Annotated in this window: 20 protein-coding genes; 9 read left to right on the forward strand and 11 right to left on the reverse strand. The window is 67.5% G+C overall.

The features are described 5' to 3' along the window. The first annotated feature begins 8 nt into the window (after positions 1–8). Complete coding sequence (locus RPX00_RS08180; RefSeq protein ID WP_406638855.1) at positions 9–458, forward strand: MerR family transcriptional regulator; 450 nt, start codon at positions 9–11, stop codon at positions 456–458. A 135-nt stretch (positions 459–593) separates the two neighbouring features. Here the strand turns inward: RPX00_RS08180 and RPX00_RS08185 are convergent, their stop codons facing one another. The 4 genes from RPX00_RS08185 to RPX00_RS08200 form a co-directional block, all read right to left on the reverse strand. After that, positions 594–1,946, reverse strand: coding sequence for a cryptochrome/photolyase family protein (locus tag RPX00_RS08185; RefSeq protein WP_406638856.1), 1,353 nt, complete (start codon positions 1,944–1,946; stop codon positions 594–596). Between the two features lie 70 nt (positions 1,947–2,016). Further along, positions 2,017–3,333, reverse strand: coding sequence for a citrate synthase (locus tag RPX00_RS08190; RefSeq protein WP_406638857.1), 1,317 nt, complete (start codon positions 3,331–3,333; stop codon positions 2,017–2,019). Positions 3,334–3,523: 190 nt separating this feature from the next. Further along, positions 3,524–4,465 carry a carbohydrate kinase family protein gene (locus RPX00_RS08195; protein WP_406638858.1) on the reverse strand — a complete coding sequence of 314 codons (942 nt, stop codon included), beginning with the start codon at positions 4,463–4,465 and terminating at the stop codon, positions 3,524–3,526. A gap of 55 nt (positions 4,466–4,520) precedes the next feature. Continuing rightward, positions 4,521–5,108 carry a TetR/AcrR family transcriptional regulator gene (locus RPX00_RS08200; protein ID WP_037369544.1) on the reverse strand — a complete coding sequence of 196 codons (588 nt, stop codon included), beginning with the start codon at positions 5,106–5,108 and terminating at the stop codon, positions 4,521–4,523. 102 nt (positions 5,109–5,210) lie between these two features. Between RPX00_RS08200 and RPX00_RS08205 the strand changes: the two genes are divergently transcribed. Then, a complete protein-coding gene (locus RPX00_RS08205; RefSeq protein ID WP_406638859.1) occupies positions 5,211–6,356 on the forward strand; it encodes an acyl-CoA dehydrogenase family protein in 1,146 nt (381 codons plus the stop codon). Here RPX00_RS08205 and RPX00_RS08210 read toward each other — a convergent pair. Beyond that, positions 6,353–6,715 (reverse strand): winged helix-turn-helix transcriptional regulator, encoded by a 363-nt coding sequence (locus tag RPX00_RS08210; protein WP_406638860.1) that lies wholly within the window; start codon positions 6,713–6,715, stop codon positions 6,353–6,355. The two genes, RPX00_RS08205 and RPX00_RS08210, sit on opposite strands and share 4 nt — an antisense overlap. A 66-nt stretch (positions 6,716–6,781) precedes the next feature. Here RPX00_RS08210 and RPX00_RS08215 point away from each other — a divergent pair, with 66 nt between their 5' ends. Both RPX00_RS08215 and RPX00_RS08220 read left to right on the forward strand, forming a co-directional pair. Further along, a complete protein-coding gene (locus RPX00_RS08215; RefSeq protein WP_406638861.1) occupies positions 6,782–7,609 on the forward strand; it encodes an NmrA family NAD(P)-binding protein in 828 nt (275 codons plus the stop codon). 298 nt (positions 7,610–7,907) lie between these two features. After that, positions 7,908–8,144 carry a Uma2 family endonuclease gene (locus tag RPX00_RS08220; RefSeq protein ID WP_406642829.1) on the forward strand — a complete coding sequence of 79 codons (237 nt, stop codon included), beginning with the start codon at positions 7,908–7,910 and terminating at the stop codon, positions 8,142–8,144. A gap of 29 nt (positions 8,145–8,173) precedes the next feature. On the opposite strand, the gene RPX00_RS08225 is transcribed toward RPX00_RS08220, so the two are convergent. Genes RPX00_RS08225 through RPX00_RS08235 form a run of 3 tightly spaced genes read right to left on the reverse strand, consistent with a single transcriptional unit; the run spans position 8,174 to position 10,790 of the window. After that, positions 8,174–9,394, reverse strand: coding sequence for an amidohydrolase (locus RPX00_RS08225; protein WP_406638862.1), 1,221 nt, complete (start codon positions 9,392–9,394; stop codon positions 8,174–8,176). A gap of 20 nt (positions 9,395–9,414) precedes the next feature. Continuing rightward, on the reverse strand, positions 9,415–9,918 hold the full coding sequence (locus RPX00_RS08230) for a GNAT family N-acetyltransferase (protein WP_406638863.1): 504 nt from the start codon (positions 9,916–9,918) through the stop codon (positions 9,415–9,417). Continuing rightward, a complete protein-coding gene (locus RPX00_RS08235; RefSeq protein WP_406638864.1) occupies positions 9,885–10,790 on the reverse strand; it encodes an aldose 1-epimerase family protein in 906 nt (301 codons plus the stop codon). Before RPX00_RS08235 ends, RPX00_RS08230 begins: the two co-directional genes overlap by 34 nt. A gap of 87 nt (positions 10,791–10,877) precedes the next feature. On the opposite strand from RPX00_RS08235, the gene RPX00_RS08240 reads away from it, so the two are divergent. From RPX00_RS08240 to RPX00_RS08255, 4 genes are read left to right on the forward strand one after another with little or no spacing between them, the layout of a single operon-like run. Next, positions 10,878–11,453 (forward strand): TetR/AcrR family transcriptional regulator, encoded by a 576-nt coding sequence (locus RPX00_RS08240; RefSeq protein WP_406638865.1) that lies wholly within the window; start codon positions 10,878–10,880, stop codon positions 11,451–11,453. Continuing rightward, positions 11,453–12,268, forward strand: a complete 816-nt coding sequence (locus RPX00_RS08245; RefSeq protein WP_406638866.1) for an MBL fold metallo-hydrolase — start codon at positions 11,453–11,455, stop codon at positions 12,266–12,268. Before RPX00_RS08240 ends, RPX00_RS08245 begins: the two co-directional genes overlap by 1 nt. Further along, positions 12,265–13,113, forward strand: a complete 849-nt coding sequence (locus RPX00_RS08250; RefSeq protein WP_406638867.1) for an MBL fold metallo-hydrolase — start codon at positions 12,265–12,267, stop codon at positions 13,111–13,113. Before RPX00_RS08245 ends, RPX00_RS08250 begins: the two co-directional genes overlap by 4 nt. Positions 13,114–13,121: 8 nt before the next feature. Next, on the forward strand, positions 13,122–13,874 hold the full coding sequence (locus RPX00_RS08255) for an MBL fold metallo-hydrolase (RefSeq protein WP_406638868.1): 753 nt from the start codon (positions 13,122–13,124) through the stop codon (positions 13,872–13,874). On the opposite strand, the gene RPX00_RS08260 is transcribed toward RPX00_RS08255, so the two are convergent. Further along, a complete protein-coding gene (locus RPX00_RS08260; protein ID WP_406638869.1) occupies positions 13,861–14,586 on the reverse strand; it encodes an SDR family oxidoreductase in 726 nt (241 codons plus the stop codon). The genes RPX00_RS08255 and RPX00_RS08260 overlap by 14 nt on opposite strands. Before the next feature lie 86 nt (positions 14,587–14,672). Here RPX00_RS08260 and RPX00_RS08265 point away from each other — a divergent pair, with 86 nt between their 5' ends. Next, positions 14,673–15,236 carry a TetR family transcriptional regulator gene (locus tag RPX00_RS08265; protein ID WP_406638870.1) on the forward strand — a complete coding sequence of 188 codons (564 nt, stop codon included), beginning with the start codon at positions 14,673–14,675 and terminating at the stop codon, positions 15,234–15,236. A gap of 1 nt (position 15,237) precedes the next feature. On the opposite strand, the gene RPX00_RS08270 is transcribed toward RPX00_RS08265, so the two are convergent. Then, the gene (locus RPX00_RS08270) at positions 15,238–16,668 is read right to left on the reverse strand and encodes an amino acid permease (protein ID WP_406638871.1); all 1,431 of its coding nucleotides are present in this window, start codon (positions 16,666–16,668) and stop codon (positions 15,238–15,240) included. A 9-nt stretch (positions 16,669–16,677) separates the two neighbouring features. After that, the gene (locus tag RPX00_RS08275; RefSeq protein ID WP_406638872.1) at positions 16,678–17,820 is read right to left on the reverse strand and encodes an aminotransferase class V-fold PLP-dependent enzyme; all 1,143 of its coding nucleotides are present in this window, start codon (positions 17,818–17,820) and stop codon (positions 16,678–16,680) included. Positions 17,821–17,843 lie beyond the last annotated feature (23 nt).

Genomic DNA, 17,843 nt, shown 5'->3' on the forward strand with positions numbered 1-17,843 from the left:
GAAGTCAAATGAACGAGCCTATGTTGTCCATCGGCGAACTAGCCGAGCGCACCGGCGTTCCGACGAGCGCGCTGCGCTACTACGACGAACTCGGCCTCGTGCGTCCGGCGGAACGAGAAGCGGGCCGACGGCGCTACGCCGAGTCCGCGGTCAAGGACGTCGGCGTGCTGCTCTTCTTTCAGGAGATCGGCTTCACGCTGTCCGAAATCGGGCGTTTCCTGACCGGCGAACAATCCGGTCGCCACGAAATGATCGACGACAAACTCGCCGAACTGACCGAGCAGCAACGCCGCATCGAGGTCGCCCGTGCCGCGCTCGAACACGGGAAGCATTGCCCGGCCAGCGATCCCCTGAAATGCCCGCGCTTCTGGACGATCATCAAGGAACGGCAAAGCGGCTACTCGCTCGCGGAAAGCCACGAGCGGGCTCACGCCACTAAACCGCTGCGGGCTGAATGAGTTCGAGGACCGTCTCAATGGCCGCCCGGCGCGACCACGACGGCGATCGAAGCGGGCCAGCGTGAAACCGACTGTGTTGACCCAGAAGTCAGTAGCCCGGTCGACGTCGGCGACTGTGGTGCCGATGTTCTGCAGCTACGACCCGGTGATCGCCCCATACCGCTGCAGCGCGACCTGCCGCTCCTCCGCGTGGTCCACGATCGGAGCCGGGTATTCCTCCGGACGCTCCTTCAACACATGCACCGCTTTTCCTTCCACACCACGCAATTCTGGCACATACCGGCGCACGTAATCGCCCTGCGGGTCGAACTTCTGACCTTGAGTGGTGGGATTGAAGATCCGGAAGTACGGTGCGGCATCCGTCCCGGAACCGGCGACCCATTGCCAGTTCAGCTGATTCGAAGCCAGATCACCGTCCACCAGATGCCGCATGAAGTGCCGCGCACCCCACCACCACGGCAAATGCAGGTCCTTCACCAGGAAACTCGCCACGATCATCCGCACCCGGTTGTGCATCCAGCCCTCCGCCAGCAGCTGCCGCATTCCCGCGTCGACGATCGGGTAGCCAGTTCGTCCCGCACACCACAGCGCGAACATCTCCTGCGCGGTTTTCCCGGTGTCGTAACGCATCCCGTCGAACCGTCGGTCGTAGTTCCGCCGTGCGGTTTCCGGCCGGTTCCACAGGACATCAGCGTGGAACTCGCGCCAGCATAGCTCGGAGCGCAGCGCCTGCGCCCCCTCCGAGGAATCCAGGTCGGCCAGCATCGTCCGCGGATGAATCGCGCCCCAGCGCAGATACGGCGAAAGCCGAGTGGTGCCAGCGTGATCGGGACGATCGCGCTCGGTCGCGTAGTCCGCAATGCCGGCGGAGAGAAACTCCTGCCACACCGCCAGCGCGGCTTCCTCCCCCGCTGGCGGCAGCTCGCAATCCACACGCGGCGACTCCGGCAATGAAACCGACGAAGAAGGCTTAATCCAGTCCACAATAGACACATCGGTGTCCGCCGGACGCGGCCAGCCGTGCTGCGTCCAAGCCCGGTAGAAGGGCGTGAAAACCCGATACGGATTCCCGTCCGGCTTAGTGACCCGCCCCGGCGTAACCGCATATGGCGAACCCGTCGGCACCCACTGAATTCGGTGCTCCGCCAAGGCTTCCGCCACCGCTTCGTCGCGCGTTCGCCCATATGGCGCAGTATCCGCGGTGACATGCACCGCCGCCGCCCGAATCTCCCGAGCCGCGGCGACGACCTCGCGCACCGGATTTCCGTAGCGCACCATCAACCGGCCGGACAACGCATTGTCCAGCTCCCGCAAGGAATTCAGCAGAAACGCGACCCGCGGCGAACCGGCGGGCTTGAGCAGCCGGTCGTCCAGCACGTAAAGCGCCAGGAGGTGCTTGCTGTGCTTGGCCGCCTCAAGCAGCGCGGCGTGGTCCCGCAGCCGCAGATCCCGGCGGAACCACAGCACGACCGGCGCTTCCATCGTCATGCCGGACAACGATAAACGCCCCGCCGCACGAAAGCACGGCGGGGCGTTTCAGCCACGGAAAACCGGAGACTCAGCGCTCCGACATCGGCGTGTAGTCCCGGGACGCGTGCCCGGTGTAGATCTGCCGCGGGCGGCCGATCTTGGTCTGCGGGTCGTTGATCATCTCGCGCCAGTGCGCGATCCAGCCGGGGAGCCGGCCGAGCGCGAACAGCACGGTGAAGAACTTCGTCGGGAACCCGAGCGCGCGGTAGATGAGACCGGTGTAGAAGTCCACGTTCGGGTACAGCTTGCGCTCGACGAAGTAGTCGTCGGACAGCGCGGTTTCCTCGAGCTTCTTGGCGATGTCGAGCAGCTGGTCGCCGCCCTTGAGCTTGCCGAGGATCTCGTCCGCGGTGTTCTTGATGATCTTCGCGCGCGGGTCGTAGTTCTTGTAGACCCGGTGCCCGAAGCCCATGAGCTTGACACCCTGCTCTTTGTTCTTCACGCGGTTGACGAACGTCGCGACGTCGCCGCCGTCGTCGCGGATGCCCTCGAGCATCTCCAGCACCGCCGCGTTCGCGCCGCCGTGCAGCGGGCCGAACAGCGCGTTGATGCCCGCCGAGATGCTGGCGAACAGGTTCGCCTCGGACGAGCCGACGAGCCGCACCGTGGAGGTGGAGCAGTTCTGCTCGTGGTCGGCGTGCAGGATGAACAGCAGGTCGAGCGCCTTCGCGACGTCCGGGTCGACCTCGTACGGCTCGGCCGGGAAGCCGAACGTCATCCGCAGGAAGTTCTCGACCAGGCCGAGCGAGTTGTCCGGGTACAGCAGCGGCTGGCCGACGGACTTCTTGTACGCGTACGCCGCGAGCGTCGGGACCTTCGCCAGCAGGCGGATGGTGGACAGCTCGACGTTGGGCTCGTCGAACGGGTTCAGCGAGTCCTGGTAGAAGGTCGACAGCGCGGAAACGGCGCTGGACAGGACCGGCATCGGGTGCGCGTCGCGCGGGAAGCCGGAGAAGAACGCCTTGAGGTCCTCGTGCAGCAGGGTGTGCCGCTGGATCCGCTCGGTGAAGTCGGCCAGCTGGGCCTCGGTCGGCAGCTCGCCGTAGATGAGCAGGTAGGACACCTCGATGAAGGTGGACTTCTCCGCCAGCTGCTCGATCGGGTAGCCGCGGTAGCGCAGGATGCCCGCATCACCGTCGATGTAGGTGATGGCCGACGACGCGGCTCCGGTGTTGACGAACCCGGGGTCATAGGTGATGTACCCGGTCTGCGCCAGCAGCTTTCCCAGTTCGATTCCCGGCGCGCCCTCGACCGGGTTGACGACCTTGAACTCGTGTTCGCCACTCGGCAGGCGCAGCGTCGCGGTTTCGCCGCCGGACTGCCCCGCATTCGTCGCGTCGGACATGCAGGTCCCTCTCACGTTGGGCACGGGACGGCGGCGCCTGCAGGTTCCGCAGTAGCCACGTGTTCACGCGAGGAAACACGCGCCTCGCTGCACACCGCCCCGCTGGGTATGAATTCACCACTACGCTAGTCGAAGGGTGGGTCAGTCCGCACTCGCTGCGTTGCCCCGAAAGGCCCCATTGGGACCAGATTCACACGGTGGCAGCCATATCCGCGACAGTCGGCGGCTCCGCTCCGCTGCGGGAGACCGTGATCGAGGCCGCTTTCGCCGCATAAGCAAGCGCTTCGGTCCACGCGTCGGCGTCGAGTGCGGCCAGGTCGCGCACGGTGCGTTCGTGCAGCCAGGCCAGCAACGCGCCCTGCACGGTGTCGCCGGCGCCGATCGTGTCCGCCACAGCCACCTTGCGGGACGGAACGTGTGCCAGCTCACCGGCCGAAGTGATCACAGCCAAGCCGTCCGCGCCGCGGGTGAGCACGACGGCGTCCACACCGGACTCCACCCACGTTTTCGCGGCGGCCACCGGGTCGGCTCCTTCGGCGAGCCACGCCGCGTCGTCGTCGGAGATCTTGAGCAGCCGGACGTCCGGCAGCCACGACGCGAAGCGCGCGCGATAGGCCGCCGGGTCGGTGATGAGCGCCTCCCGGATGTTCGGGTCGAGCACCGTCAGCGTCCCACGCGCGGATTCGCGGCGCAGAATTCGCTCGTACGCGCTCGCGCCGGGTTCCAGCACCATGCCGAGGGTTCCGAGCGACAGCGCGGTGGTTTCTTCCGGCAGCGCACCAGGATCGACGACCAGCCGGTCGGCCGTTCCCTCGACGTAGAAGGTGTATTGCGCGGCACCGCGTTCGTCGAGCGCCACGACCGCGAGCGTGGTCGGCTCGTTGCCGCGCTGCAGCAAAGAAGTGTCGACGTTCGAAGCGGAAAGGCGATCCGTCAGCGCGACGCCGAACCGGTCGGTCGAAACCCTGGACAGGAACGACGTCGGCACGCCGAGCCGGGCGGCCGCCAGCGCGACGTTGTATGGACCACCGCCGAGCCGGGGCAGCAGCGCGCGCAGCCCACCGTCCACAGTGGAATCCAACGGTTCACCCGGAACGAGGTCGACCAGCGCCTCTCCACCCACCACGATCACAGTCGGCGAGTGTAGAGGAAGCGGCGCTGACAATTCCTGTCCGAGAACGGACAAATCAGTTCTTGTCCAGTCCGCCGAGCAAAAGTTCGCCGAGCGCGGTGAACGCTTCCGCGTCGGACACGTCGGTGCGCCTGCCGAGCACGCCGGTCTGAATGCCCTCGATGATGAGTCCGGTCATTTCGGCCACGAGCCGCGCGTGCACGTCGCGGAACACCCCGTCGGCGACGCCCTTGTCGATGAACGCCCGGATCCGGCGGGCGGCGGCGCGGCTGTTGAGCTGATACGTGTCGCGGGCGGGCGCGAAGGCGGCGATGTCGGCCATGAACTCCGGCGACGCCCGGTTCAGATGCTCGGAAACGCCGGAAAGGTACTCGCCGATCAGCTCGCGCGCGTCGTCGATGCCCGCGATCCGCTTCTCGAGGCGCTCAGCGGCGTCGCGGAAGAAGTGCGCGACCACCTTGACCGCGAGCTGCTCCTTGCTCGGCGCCAGCGCGTACAGCGTCGACTTGGAACAGCGGAGCCGGGCGGCCAGGTCGTCGAGCGTGAAGCCGGCGAAGCCCTCCGCCAGGAACAACGCCTCTAACTCGCGCAGCAGCGCCTGCTGCCGCGCGGTGGGCCGGCGACGGGCTTCAGGGGTGGACATCACGCAACTATCTCCTACCGATCCGGGACAGCCCCGCTCCGCATACGGTACTCTCTGACGGCCGTCAGTACTGTTTTCAGTACCGCTGTCTGGGAGGAAGCCATGCCGGTCGACCGTCTGCTGCCGACGCCGGAGTCCGAGGACCTGCTCGCGCTCGTCACCGAAATCGCTCGTGACGAGCTGAAACCGCGCGCCGCGGCCGACGAGGAGGCCGAGAAGTTCCCGCGCGACCTGTTCACCCTGATGGGCAAGTCCGGCCTGCTTGGCCTGCCGTACTCGGAGCGCTGGGGCGGCGCCGAGCAGCCGTACGAGGTGTACCTGCAGGCGCTGGAGGAGATCGCCGGCGCGTGGATGAGCGTCGGCGTGGGGCTGTCGGTGCACACGATGTCCTGCTACGCGCTCGCGCACTACGGCACCGAAGAGCAGCAGGACCGCTGGCTGCCGGACATGCTGGGCGGCTCGCTGCTCGGCGCGTACGCGCTGTCGGAAACGCACGCCGGCTCGGACGCGGCCGCGCTGTCCACCCGCGCGCGGCTGACCGGCGACGAGTACCTGGTCAACGGCACGAAAGCGTGGATCACCCACGCGGGCGTCGCGGACTTCTACACGACGATGGTCCGCACGAGCGACGACGGCAGCCGCGGCATCTCGTGTCTGCTCGTCGACTCGTCGACTCCGGGCCTCTCGGCGGCCCCGCGCGAGCGGAAAATGGGCCTCACCGGCTCCCCGACCGCGCAGATGCTGTTCGAGGACGCGCGCGTGCCGGCCGACCGGCTCATCGGCGGCGAGGGAACGGGACTGAAGATCGCCCTGTCGTCACTCAGTTCCGGACGGCTCGGGATCGCCGCGTGCGCGGTGGGCCTGGCCCAGGCGGCGCTGGACGAGGCCGTGGCGTACGCGAAGGGCCGCACGCAATTCGGCCGTCCGATCGCGGATTTCCAGGGCTTGGAGTTCCTGCTGGCCGACATGGCGGCGACGGTCGAATCGGCCCGCGCGACCTACCTGGACGCCGCTCGCCGCCGCGACCGCGGCCTGGACTTCCAGCGGCAGTCGTCGATCGCGAAGCTGGTCGCGACCGACGGCGCGATGAAGGTGACCACGGACGCCGTGCAGGTGCTCGGCGGCGCGGGATACACGCGGGACTTCCCGGTGGAGCGGTACATGCGGGAGGCGAAGGTGCCGCAGATCTTCGAGGGGACGAACCAGATTCAGCGGATGGTGATCGCGCGTTCGCTGAAGAACGCCTAGCCGCTTCGGTCGTCGTAAGCCGCGCGGGCCGCGTGCACCCGGCCCGCGTTGGCTTTCGACCAGTCCGCGATCGCCCCGGTCAACGCGCCGACCTCGACGCCGAGATCGGTCAGCGCGTACTCCACTCGCGGCGGAATCGTCGGGTAGATCGTGCGGCTGACCAGCCCGTCGCGTTCGAGATTGCGCAACGCCTGGGTGAGCGATTTCTGCGTCACGCCCTCGACGCCGCGGCGCAGTTCGGTGAACCGGAGCGGCCGGTCGTACTGCCGGAGCAGGCCGAGGACGTAGAGCGTCCACTTGTTCGCCAGCACGTCCATCACGGTGCGCGACGGACAGTCTTTCGCATACTTGGTATCCATGAGGTACCTATGGATCGATGAGGTGCCTTCTTCACAAACGATACCGGTAGCGAGCAGCCTGTTCGCATGATCTTGATTACCGGTGCCACAGGGAAAATCGGCAGCGAAGCAGTCCGGCTGCTCGGCCCCGTCCGGACGCTCGTCCGCACCCCCTCGGGCGGGCCCGACGAGGTGATCGGCGATTTCGACCGTCCTGACACTCTCGACGCGGCGCTGCGTGGCGTCGACACTCTCCTGCTGATCGGGCCCGCGGTCGCGGAGCAGCAGATCGCCGCCCTCGACCGCGCCGTCGCGCACGGGGTGCAGCACGTCGTGCGGGTGACGAACCACAAGGCTTACCCCGATTCGCCAGTCGCGCGACGGCGGGAGCACGCGCGGATCGACGCGCATCTCAAGGCGTCGGGAATGGCGTACACGCTTCTCGCACCGAACTTCTTTATGCAGAACCTGCTGGCCCTCGCCCCGGAGATCGCTGGGACCGGCGGCTTTTCGACATCCGCGGGCGATGGGCGGATCGGAATGATCGACGCGCGGGACGTCGCTGCCGCGGCGGCTGTGATCGCTTCCTCTCCGGCAGAGCATGCCGGGCGGACGTATCTGCTGACCGGGCCGGAGCTGGTCACGTTCGCCGATGTCGCACGGGAATGGGCTTCGGCGACGGGACGGCCGGTGGAGTATCGCCGGATCTCGACTGACGAGCACCGCGCGGCGATGGAGGCGAACGGCGTGCCGGAGGCGGGGTCGAATGCGCAGGTGTTTGAGCTGCTGGCGGAGGGGGACGGGGCTTGGCTGAGCGAGGATTTCGCCTCGGTTACCGGTGGGGCGCCGCGAGGGCTGCGGACGTTCTTGGCGGACTGCGTTAGCGGAAAGTGTCGTACCCCTCGCTTACCGTGAGCGACATGGACACCACGACACTGCCTTGGCAACTGCTCTCGATCAAGGAATACCTCGCGCTCGGCGAGGTCGAGCCGGGATTCACCGAACTCGTGGAAGGCCGCCTGGTCTTCTCGCCGAGCCCAGGTGCCTGGCACAACCACGCGACGTACGCGCTCGCCTTCCAGCTGCACGAGCAGCTGCCGTCGAGACTTCTCCGTGGTGCCGCGCGTCGATATCGATCTAGGTCTCGCACCGGACGGGCGCGATCGCCAAGACTCCGGAAGAAGAAGCCCTCCGCGCCGAAGACCTCGCCTTGGTGGTCGAAGTCGCGGCACCGGATTCGAAGCGCACCGACTACGTCACGAAGCACCGGGAGTACGCCGACGCCGGAATCCCGTTCTACTGGATCCTCGACCTCGACGACCCGGTCTCCCTCATCGCCTGCCATCAGCCCGGGAAGCTCGGCTACCACAACGACCCAGCTGTCACGGGAAAATTCCGCGTCACCGAGCCATTTCCGTTCGAACTGGACCTCACCGAGCTGCTCCGGTGAGGTCCAGCCGATCTGCCTCGACCCAGCGCTCAGCGAGTTTCCCGGTACCGCCGATCCGCCGACACGCCCTCGCCGGTCGACTCGTCGAAGTGGTAAACCTCCTGCCCCCGCACGAACACCCGCATCGCGCGGTTCATCACGTCCAGCGGGTCGCCCGACCACACCACCACGTCCGCGTCCAGGCCGGGCGTCAGGGTGCCGATCCGGTCGTCCAGGCCGAGCATCTGTGCCGGGTGCAACGTCAGCGCCTTCAGCGCGGTCTCCGGGTCAAGACCGTCCTTCACCGCCAAGGCCGCTTGGTACACCAGGAAGTTGATGGGGATGACCGGGTGGTCCGTGGTGATCGCGATCTTCACCCCGGCCCGCGCGAGGATGCCCGCCGAGCGCAGGGTGCGGTTGCGCAGTTCCACCTTCGACTTCGTGGTGAACAGCGGGCCGAGGATCACCGGGACGGCGCGTTCAGCCAGCAGGTCCGCGATCAGGTGGCCTTCGGTGCCGTGGTTGATCACCAGTTTGTAGCCGAACTCGTCGGCGAGCCGGATCGCGGTCACCATGTCGTCGGCGCGGTGCACGTGCTGGTCCCAGTACAGCTCGCCGTCGAGGACCTTCGCCAGCGTTTCGTTCGTGAGGTCCGTTTCGAACGGCTTGCCCTCGGCCAGCGTGTGGTCGCGCTTCGCCTGGTAGTTGCGGGCCTTCGTGAACGCCTCGCGCAGGATCGCGGCCACGCCGAGCCGCGTCGAGGGCGTGACCTTTTTCTCGCCGTAAATCCTTTTCGGATTCTCGCCGAGCGCGCTTTTCACGCTCACCTGCTCGGCGAACGTCATGTCCAGGATCGAGCGGCCCCACGTCTTCACGCCGATGGTCTGCCCGCCGATCGGATTGCCCGACCCCGGTTTGATCACCACGCTCGTGACGCCGCCGGCCAGCGCGTCGTCGAAACCCGGTTCGTACGGGTCGATCCCGTCGACCGCGCGGAACCGCGCGCCGTTCGGGTCGGTCATTTCGTTGGTGTCGTTGCCCGACCAGCCCTCGCCGTCCTCGTGCACGCCGAGGTGCGCGTGCGCGTCGATGAATCCCGGCAGGACCCAGCTGCCGGACGCGTCCACCAGTTCCGCGTCCTCCGGAACCTCGACGTCGGCCTCAGCCCCGACGTGGGTGATCCGGCCGTCTTCGATGAGCACAGTGCCGCCCTCGATCGGAGCGGCGCCGACGGGGACGACATAGCCCCCGACAATCGCCTTGTAAGCCATAGTTTGACACGCTAACGAACTCACCCGGGTTCGCGCACCCGGGGTTTTTCCAGATGCACCAACTGATAGTCCGCCTCCGGAGACCGATGCGTCTCGCGGTAACCGAGCTTTCGGTACAAATAGAGCGGCCCGGCCGAACGCTCGCCGGTGAACAGCCGGAACACCGTCACCTCCGCCGGGGTCGCTTCCTCGGCGGCGGCCAGCAGCGCGGTACCGAGTCCCTCGCCCTGGCGATCCGGTGCCACCACCAGCCTGCCGATCTCGCCGACCGGACCGTCCACTCGCATCCGCACGCTCGCCACGAGCCGTCCGCCGTCGCGGAAGCCCCAGACCGTGATCGACGGATCGGCGATGGCCGCCCGCACGTCGTCGAGGGTGTCCAGCAACGGCGGCAGCTCGAAGTTCTGATGCGCCCGCGCCTCGGTGATGTATGCCGCCTGCTGCAGGGTCAGCAGTTCACCGGCGGCGGCTTCGGTCAGCGGCTCGAGGTTCACGGGACCCGGATCCCCCAGCTGCCCGTCCACGACGTGGCCGGCTCCAGTTCGATCAGGTCGGTGCGGGTATTGAGCGCGTCCGCCGGGCACGTCATCGGCTCGATCGCGACCGCGCGGCCGCGGCCGGTCAGGTCGTCCGGGGTGAACACCTGCACCCAGCGGAAGTCCGGACCGGTCCAGACCACCAGCTGACGGTCGCCGTGGGACAGCACGTGGTGGTGGGTGCCGTCGGCGGCGAGTTCCAGTCCGCCGAACGCGGTGTCCAGGTCGACGCCTTCGAGCAGCTTGCCCTGGCGGAAGTCGTATTCGGTGTCCTCGACGTCCTGCTCGTCCGCGTACGGCATCTGCTGATCGCCCTCGTACGGCCGGACGCGCGTGGCGGGCAGCGTGAGGGTCAGCTCGTCGGTGGGCGCGTCGCCGATCCGGAAGTACGGGTGCGTCCCGACGCCGACGCCGATCGGCTTCTCGCCCTCGTTGCGGATCTCGTGCGTGACCACGAGTTCACGCGGCTGCAGGTCGTAGGTGATGGTGGCGCGCAACGGGACCGGCCAGCCGGCCTGGGCCTCGACGTCGATGGCGAGGGTGATCGACGTTTCGGCGTGTTCGAGCAGCTCCCATTCCCGGTGCCGGGTCAGGCCGTGGATGGCGTTGCCGCGCGCTTCCTCGGTGATCTCCAACTGCTGCTCTTCGCCCTCGAACTCCCACTTGCCGCCCTTGGTCCGGTTCGGCCATGGCAGCAGCACCTGGCCGAGCCCCTTCGGCGGCTTTTCGTCCTCGGCGAACGTCTCGACGTACGGCACTCCGCTGACCTCGAACGCGCGCAGTCCGGCACCGATCTCGGTGATGACGGCGCGCGCGTTGCCGCGGGTGATCTCGAACTGCTCTCCGGTGGGGTTCGCCATGGCGCTGAGATTACCGATCAGCCTCGGCACCCGGCCACGCCGCGAACTAACTAGACCGGTCGTCATAGTTTGAGCTACGGTGGGCGCATGGTCCACCGCACCGACACGCGCCGCCGGATGCTCGAATCGGCGGCTGAGCTGTTTCGCACCCAGGGCTATCACGCCACCGGGATGACCCAGCTCGTGTCCGAGAGCCGGGCCCCCAAGGGCTCGCTCTACTTCCATTTCCCCGGCGGCAAGGAACAGCTGGCCGCCGAGGCGGTCCAGCTTTCCGGCGAACGGCTGGCCGGGCAGTTCCGCGAAATCACCGCCGCTGCACCGGATCCGGCCACCGCCATCGATCTCATCGTGACCGCGCTGGCCACGTCTCTGTCCGAATCGGACTACCGCTGCGGCTGTCCAATCGCGACTGTCGCATTGGAAGCCGCCGAGAGCGAACCCATCCGAGCCGCCTGCGATCAGGGTTACGAAGGCTGGCTCCGCGACATTTCCACCTACTTCATCGAGCGCGGTCTGGCTGAGGATCGCGCCGCATCGCTGGCGACAGTCGTGCTGTCCTCGATCGAAGGCGCGCTTCTGCTCGCGCGCACTCGGCGGGATACCGCGCCGCTGCAGGCCGTCGCCGCTCATCTGCACACCACTGTCGAACGGGAGTTCGCCTAATGCGCGTACACCACTTCAACTGCGGCACCATGCGTCCGATCGGCGGCAAACTGGTCGACGGAAAGCCCGGGCTGCTGCGCCGCGCCACCCTTGTGTGCCACTGCATGCTGGTCGAAACCGGCACCGGACTGACCCTCATCGAAACCGGCATGGGTTCGCCCAGCGTCACCGATGCCGCGCGCTGGCTCGGCCCGCGCTTCCTGCGCACGTCGAACCCGGTGGCGGACGAAAGCGAAACCGCGCTGAGCCGCATCCGCGCGCTCGGCTTCGACCCGGCCGACGTCCGCGACATCGTCCTCACCCACCTCGACCTCGACCACGCGGGCGGGCTCGTCGACTTCCCGCAGGCCCGCGTGCACGTGTACGGCAAGGAACTCGACGCCTACCGCACCGGAAACCCGCGCTACCGCGACGTCCAGTTCCGGCACGGTCCACAGTGGAAGTCCTATTCGGACACCGGCGAAAGCTGGTTCGGCCTCAACGCGGTCCGCGAACTGGACGGGGTCGAGGGCGTCGCGCTCGTGCCGCTCGCCGGGCACACCGCCGGACACGCCGGAGTGGCCGTCGACACCGGATCCGGCTGGGTGCTCAACGCGGGAGACGCGTATTTCTTCCACCAGGAGATTGACGCCGATCCCTATTGCCCGCCCGGATTGGCTATGTTCGAACGGCGGGTCCAGACACTGCCCGGGCCGCGGCGCGAGAACCAGCGCCGGTTGCGCGAGCTGCGCCGGGACCACGCCGACGAGGTGACCGTGTTCGCCTCGCACGACCTGACCGATTTCGTCCGGCTCAGCGAGAGGAGCACGGTATGAAGGTGCACCACCTCAACTGCGGCACGATGCGCCCGCTCGGGGGCAAGGCGCTCGACGGCCGCCCCGGGATGCTGCGGCGCAGCACAATCGTGGCGCACTGTCTGCTCGTGGAGACCGAAAACTCGCTCGTGCTGGTCGACACCGGATTCGGCACCCGCGGCGTCACCGAATCGCGGCGCTGGCTCGGCGGCCCGTTCATGGCGATGGTCGGCGCGAAGCCGACCATGGAAGAGACCGCCGTGGCGCAGATCCGGGCGCTGGGCCACGACCCCGCCGACGTCCGGCACATCGTGATGACTCACCTCGACGTCGACCACGCCGGTGGCCTCGCCGATTTCCCGGACGCCACCGTGCATGTCCGCACCACCGAGCGCCGGGCCGCGGACAATCCGAAAAGCTTCCCGGAGAAAACTCGGTACCGGGCCGAGCAATTCGCACACAGTCCACTGTGGAGCACGTACGACGAGGCCGGCGAAGAGTGGTTCGGCTTCGACGCGGTGCGTCCGTTGCGCGGTCTGCCGCCGGAGATCCTGCTCGTCCCGCTGCCCGGCCACACGCACGGCCACTCCGGTGTCGCGGTCGACACCGGGGACGGCTGGCTCCTGCACGCCGGCGACGCGTATTTCTTCCACGGCGAGGTCGCCCCGGTAAGCCCGCACTGCCCGCCGGGCATGCGCGTGTTCGAGGCGATCAACCAGATGGACGGAGCCACCCGCCGCGCCAACCTCGCCCGGCTGCAGACCCTCGCCCGCGAGCACCAGGACGAGGTCTCGGTGTTCAGCGCGCACAGCCCGGTCGAGTTTCAGGCGCTGCGCCGGAATACCGCGCAACCGTTCCCGGGTTGAGTACCCGCATGACGCTCATCCGGTACGTCGGCGGCCCGACCGCCCTCATCGAGTACGGCGGGACCCGCCTGCTCACCGATCCCACCTTCGACGCCCCCGGCGACTACCCGATCGGCGCACGCAAACTGGCGAAAACCGCCGGCCCCGCCCTCACCGCGGCGGAGGTCGGCGCGGTGGACGCTGTGCTTCTTTCTCACGACCACCACCCCGACAACCTGGACGCGGCCGGGCGGGAGTACGCCCTCGAAGCCCCGCTCATCCTCTCCACCGCCTCGGCGAAGGAGCGGATCGGCGACCCCGTCCGAGCGCTGGCCAACTGGGAGTCATACGACCTCGGCGGCGTTCGCGTCACCGGGGTGCCCGCGCAGCACGGGCCCGACGGCAGCGAGCATCTCGTCGGCGAGGTCACCGGTTTCGTGCTCGAAAGCGCAGGTCAGCCGACCGTTTACGTGAGCGGGGACAACGCTTCGCTCGACGTGGTGCGCCGGATCGCCGAGCGCTTCGACCGGATCGACCTCGCCGTCCTGTTCGCGGGCGGAGCCCGGACGCCGCTGGTCGGCGACGCGTACCTGACCCTGCCCAGCGACGGCGCGGCCGAGGCGGCCCGGATCCTCAACGCGCGTCAGGTCGTCCCGCTGCACTTCGAGCATTGGGAACATTTCACACAAGGCCCGGACACCCTCCGTTCAGCGTTCACACAGGCTGGCCTCGCCGATCGGCTGCACCTGCTCAAGCCGGGAGAACAGGTCAGCTTCCGGTAAGCACGAACCCTCCGTCGACGGTGATCACCTCGCCGGTGACGAAGCGGTTCTCCATCAAGTACACGTTGGTCGCCGCGATCTGGTCCGCCTCGCCGACCGACTTGGTTAGCGTTCGTTCCGTGAACGCGGCGACCATCGCGTCCAGCTGCGGCTGCGGGAGCCCGTCCCACATCGGCGTGTGGATCGGGCCCGGACGGACCGTGTTGACCCGCACCGGGGCCAGGTCGACGGCCAGACCGCGGGCCAGTCCCTCGACCGCGCCCACGGAACCGGCCGCGAGCGCCGCGCCGGGCGTCGGGCGGACGCCGATGATTCCGGAGGTCAGCACGATCGAACCGCCCGGCCGGATCCGCGGCGCGGCGTGCTTCACCGCACTGACGATGCCCCAGTACCGGACGTAAAACCCGCTCTGCGCGTCGTCGAGCGACAGGTCGGCGAGCGGCCGCTGATCTGGCGCGTCACCTGCCGTGTACACGAGGTGGTCCAGCTCGCCGACGTGCTCGAACAGGGCGGAAACGTTCGCTTCGTCGCGTACGTCGGTGATGAATCCTTCGCAGCTGTCCGGTAATTCGGCCAGGGCGGCGTCCAGCCGTTCCTTGCCGCTCGACGCGATCGTGACGGACGCGCCCGCCGCCGCGGCGGCCCGAGCGGTCGCGAGCCCCATACCCGAGCTGCCGCCGATGACGACAACCCGCTGATCTGCCAGAGACATGATCGGTCCTTTCAGAGTTGATGACTCAGTGAGACATCAACAGTAGCAGTGATGACCCACTGAGTCATCACTGCTAGACTCGCCGCATGCCGCGCTGGGATCCGGAAGCCAAGGAGCGGCTCCGCGCGGCCGCGCTGGAGCTGTTCGCCGAGCACGGCTACGAGAACGCCACCGTCACGCAGATCACCGAGCGCGCCGGGCTGACCCGCCGCACGTTCTCGCGCTACTTCGCCGACAAGCGCGACGTGCTGTTCGCCGGGTCGGAACAGCTCCCGGCCGCCATGGCCGACGCGGTCCGGCGCGCCGACCCCGCGCTCCCGCCCTTTCCCGCGCTGCTGACCGCGATGATCGACGTTGGCGAATTGCTCGCGGGCATGGTTTCGCAGGCCGCCCAACGCCGCGCAATCATCGCTTCCAGCCCGGAACTGCAGGAACGCGAGCGAACGAAACTGGCGGCTGTCACCGAAGCAGTTGTCGAAGCTTTGCAGGAGCGCGGGGCCACCGAATCAAGTGCGAAGCTGCTCGCTCAGGCCGGTATCGCCATCTTCCAAACCGCGTTCGAACGATGGGCCGGCCAGCCCGAGGACACGGATTTCGCCGCACGAGTGCAGGAGGCGGCAGCCGAACTCACCGCCAACCTGACTCCGTGACTCAGGCTTCTTCGCGTACCAACGTCGAATCTTCCAGTTCTGCTTCAGCAGCCTGTTTCGTGCGCCCGGTCATGCGTAGCACCAGATAAACCAGCACCAGCACGACGAAGAACGGAATCCCGAACTTCCACGCCGGGTCGAGTCCTTCGATCCAGAACGTCGATATCAGCACCGTGGCAAGGAAAGCGATCACGACCGCGTTCACCACCGGCGCTCCCCACAACCGCACCGGCGACGGCGGCAAACCCGCGCGGCGACGGCGGATCCGGAACGCCAGATGCGTCACCAGAATGATCATCCACACCACGAGCGCGGCGAAGATCGAAATGCCGAACAGCACGAGATACGCGTTGGAATCGGAATTCTTGGACAGGATGGTCGCGATCACGAGGCCCGCGGTGGACAGCACGAGCGCGTTGCGCGGCACGCCGGACTTGGTCAACCGCCCCGCCCAGGACGGCGCGAATCGGTGCTCGGCAAGGGAATGCAGCATACGCGTGGTGAGATAGAGGTTGGTGTTCGCACTCGACAACGCGGCGGTCAGCACCACGAAGTTCATGATCGTCGCCGCAGCGGGAACTCCGGCCGCCTGGAAGACGCGGACAAACGGGCTGGCCGTAATGGATCCGCCCTCGCCGGTGACCGTCCACGGCACGACCAAGACGACGATCAGCATCGCGGCGACGTAGAAGATCGCCAGCCGCACCACCATTGCCCTGGCCGCACGCGGGATGTCGCGGGTCGGGTTTTCCGATTCGGCCGCGGTCACCGAAACTACCTCGGTGCCGATGTAGCTGAACAGCACGAACACCATGGCCAGCAACAGACCGGACATGCCGTTCGGCAGGAATCCGCCGCCCGCGGTCAGATTCGCGAAACCGGGCGCGGGTGCCTTCGGCAGCCCGAAGAAGACGAGAATAAGGCCGAGCGCGACGAACACCAGGATCGCGCACACCTTGATCATCGCGAACCAGTACTCGAACTCGCCGAAAATATGTACCGCCGCGCCGTTGACCACGATCACCAGCAGCGAGAACACCGCGACCGGAACCCACAACGGAATCTGCGGCCACCAGAACTGGACGTACACGCCGGCCGCGATCGTCTCGCCGCCGATCGCGATCACTTGCATGGCCCAATACGCCCAGCGCACCACGAATCCGCTGCCCGCACCGAGATACCGCTGCGCGATGCTGCCGAACGCGCCCGCGGTCGGATGCACCACCACCATTTCGGCCAGCGCCCAGGAAATCACCAGCGCCACGAGTCCACAAAGGACATATGCGAGCACCACGGCCGGTCCCGCGTGCGAGATCGCCAGGCTCGATCCGAGGAAAAGGCCGGTGCCGATGGCCCCGCCGATTCCGATCATGGTCAACTGCCTGCTGCGCAGCCTGCGCTGCAACCGGTGCGGGGACGGGGACTCGGCCACTGCTGCTCCCTACTGGCTCGCCCGGTACTCGGCGATCGCCGCGACCACGGCGTCGAGATCGGACTCGTCGTTGTAGTAGTGCATGGACATCCGCAGCACGTCGCCGCGGGCACTGCACACGATCCGCCGCCCGGCGAGGAACGCCGCCAGCGCGTCGGGATCCCGATCCCGCAGGGCAACGAGCGGACCACGCCGCGCGTCGTCCAGCGGGGATCGGAGCTGTTCCCCCGCGTCGAGCAGCCGCTGCTGCAGCTGCCCGGTCAACCGTCCAATGTGATCACGCACCCGATGCGTGTCCACCTGGTGCACCAGTTTCAGCCCGGCGACCGCACCGTACGCGGACGGGATCGACGGCGTCCCGGTCTCGAACCGGCGGGCATGTTCGGGATAGTCGAGGTTCCGCGGGTCGAATTCGAACGGGTTCGTGCGGCCGAACCAGCCGGTCAGCGGCGGGGAAACAGCGTCACGCAATCCCGGCCGCACATAGAGAAACGCGATCCCCGAGATCCCGAGCAGGTATTTCAGGCTGCCGCTGACGAGATAGTCGCAACCGAGTTCGGCGACGTCGACCGGCTCGACACCGAGGCCCTGGTAAGCATCGACGAAGCTCCGCGCCCCGTTTTCCCTTGCCAGCGCAGCAACTTCGCGCACCGGGAACCGCAAGCCGTTGGCATAACTGACCAACGGGACCGACACCAGCTGCGTTTGCTCAGTGATAAGCGCGGCGTAGTCTTCAGTGTCGACCAGACCGTCGTGGTGCGCGACGAACTGAACATCCGCGCCACGGCCCTGCTGCGCCAGCCAAACATGGCCCAGCGAAGGGAATTCCAGGTCCGTCGTGACAATCCCCGACCGCTGCGACCAATCCTGTGTGGACGCGACCTGATACGCCCCTTCGGACGCGGACGGCACGACGGCGATGTCGTCGACTTCCGCGCCAATCAGCCGGGCGAACAACTCCCGCGCCTCGGCGACCTTCACCATCCACTTGTCCCACGGTGCCCCGTGCTCGCGGATCGTGTGCTGGAACTCGAAAAGCTCCGCGGTCAGCACGTCCGAAAGCGCGCCCTGGCTGCAACTCGCGAGGTGCACCGAGTCGGCGAAGGCGGGGAACTGCGCCCGGAAAGCGGCTGGGCTGGGCTGGTCGGTCACGACACTCCGTTCCGTAACTGGCG

Source organism: Amycolatopsis sp. WGS_07 (assembly GCF_045278895.1).
Classification (GTDB): Bacteria; Actinomycetota; Actinomycetes; order Mycobacteriales; family Pseudonocardiaceae; genus Amycolatopsis.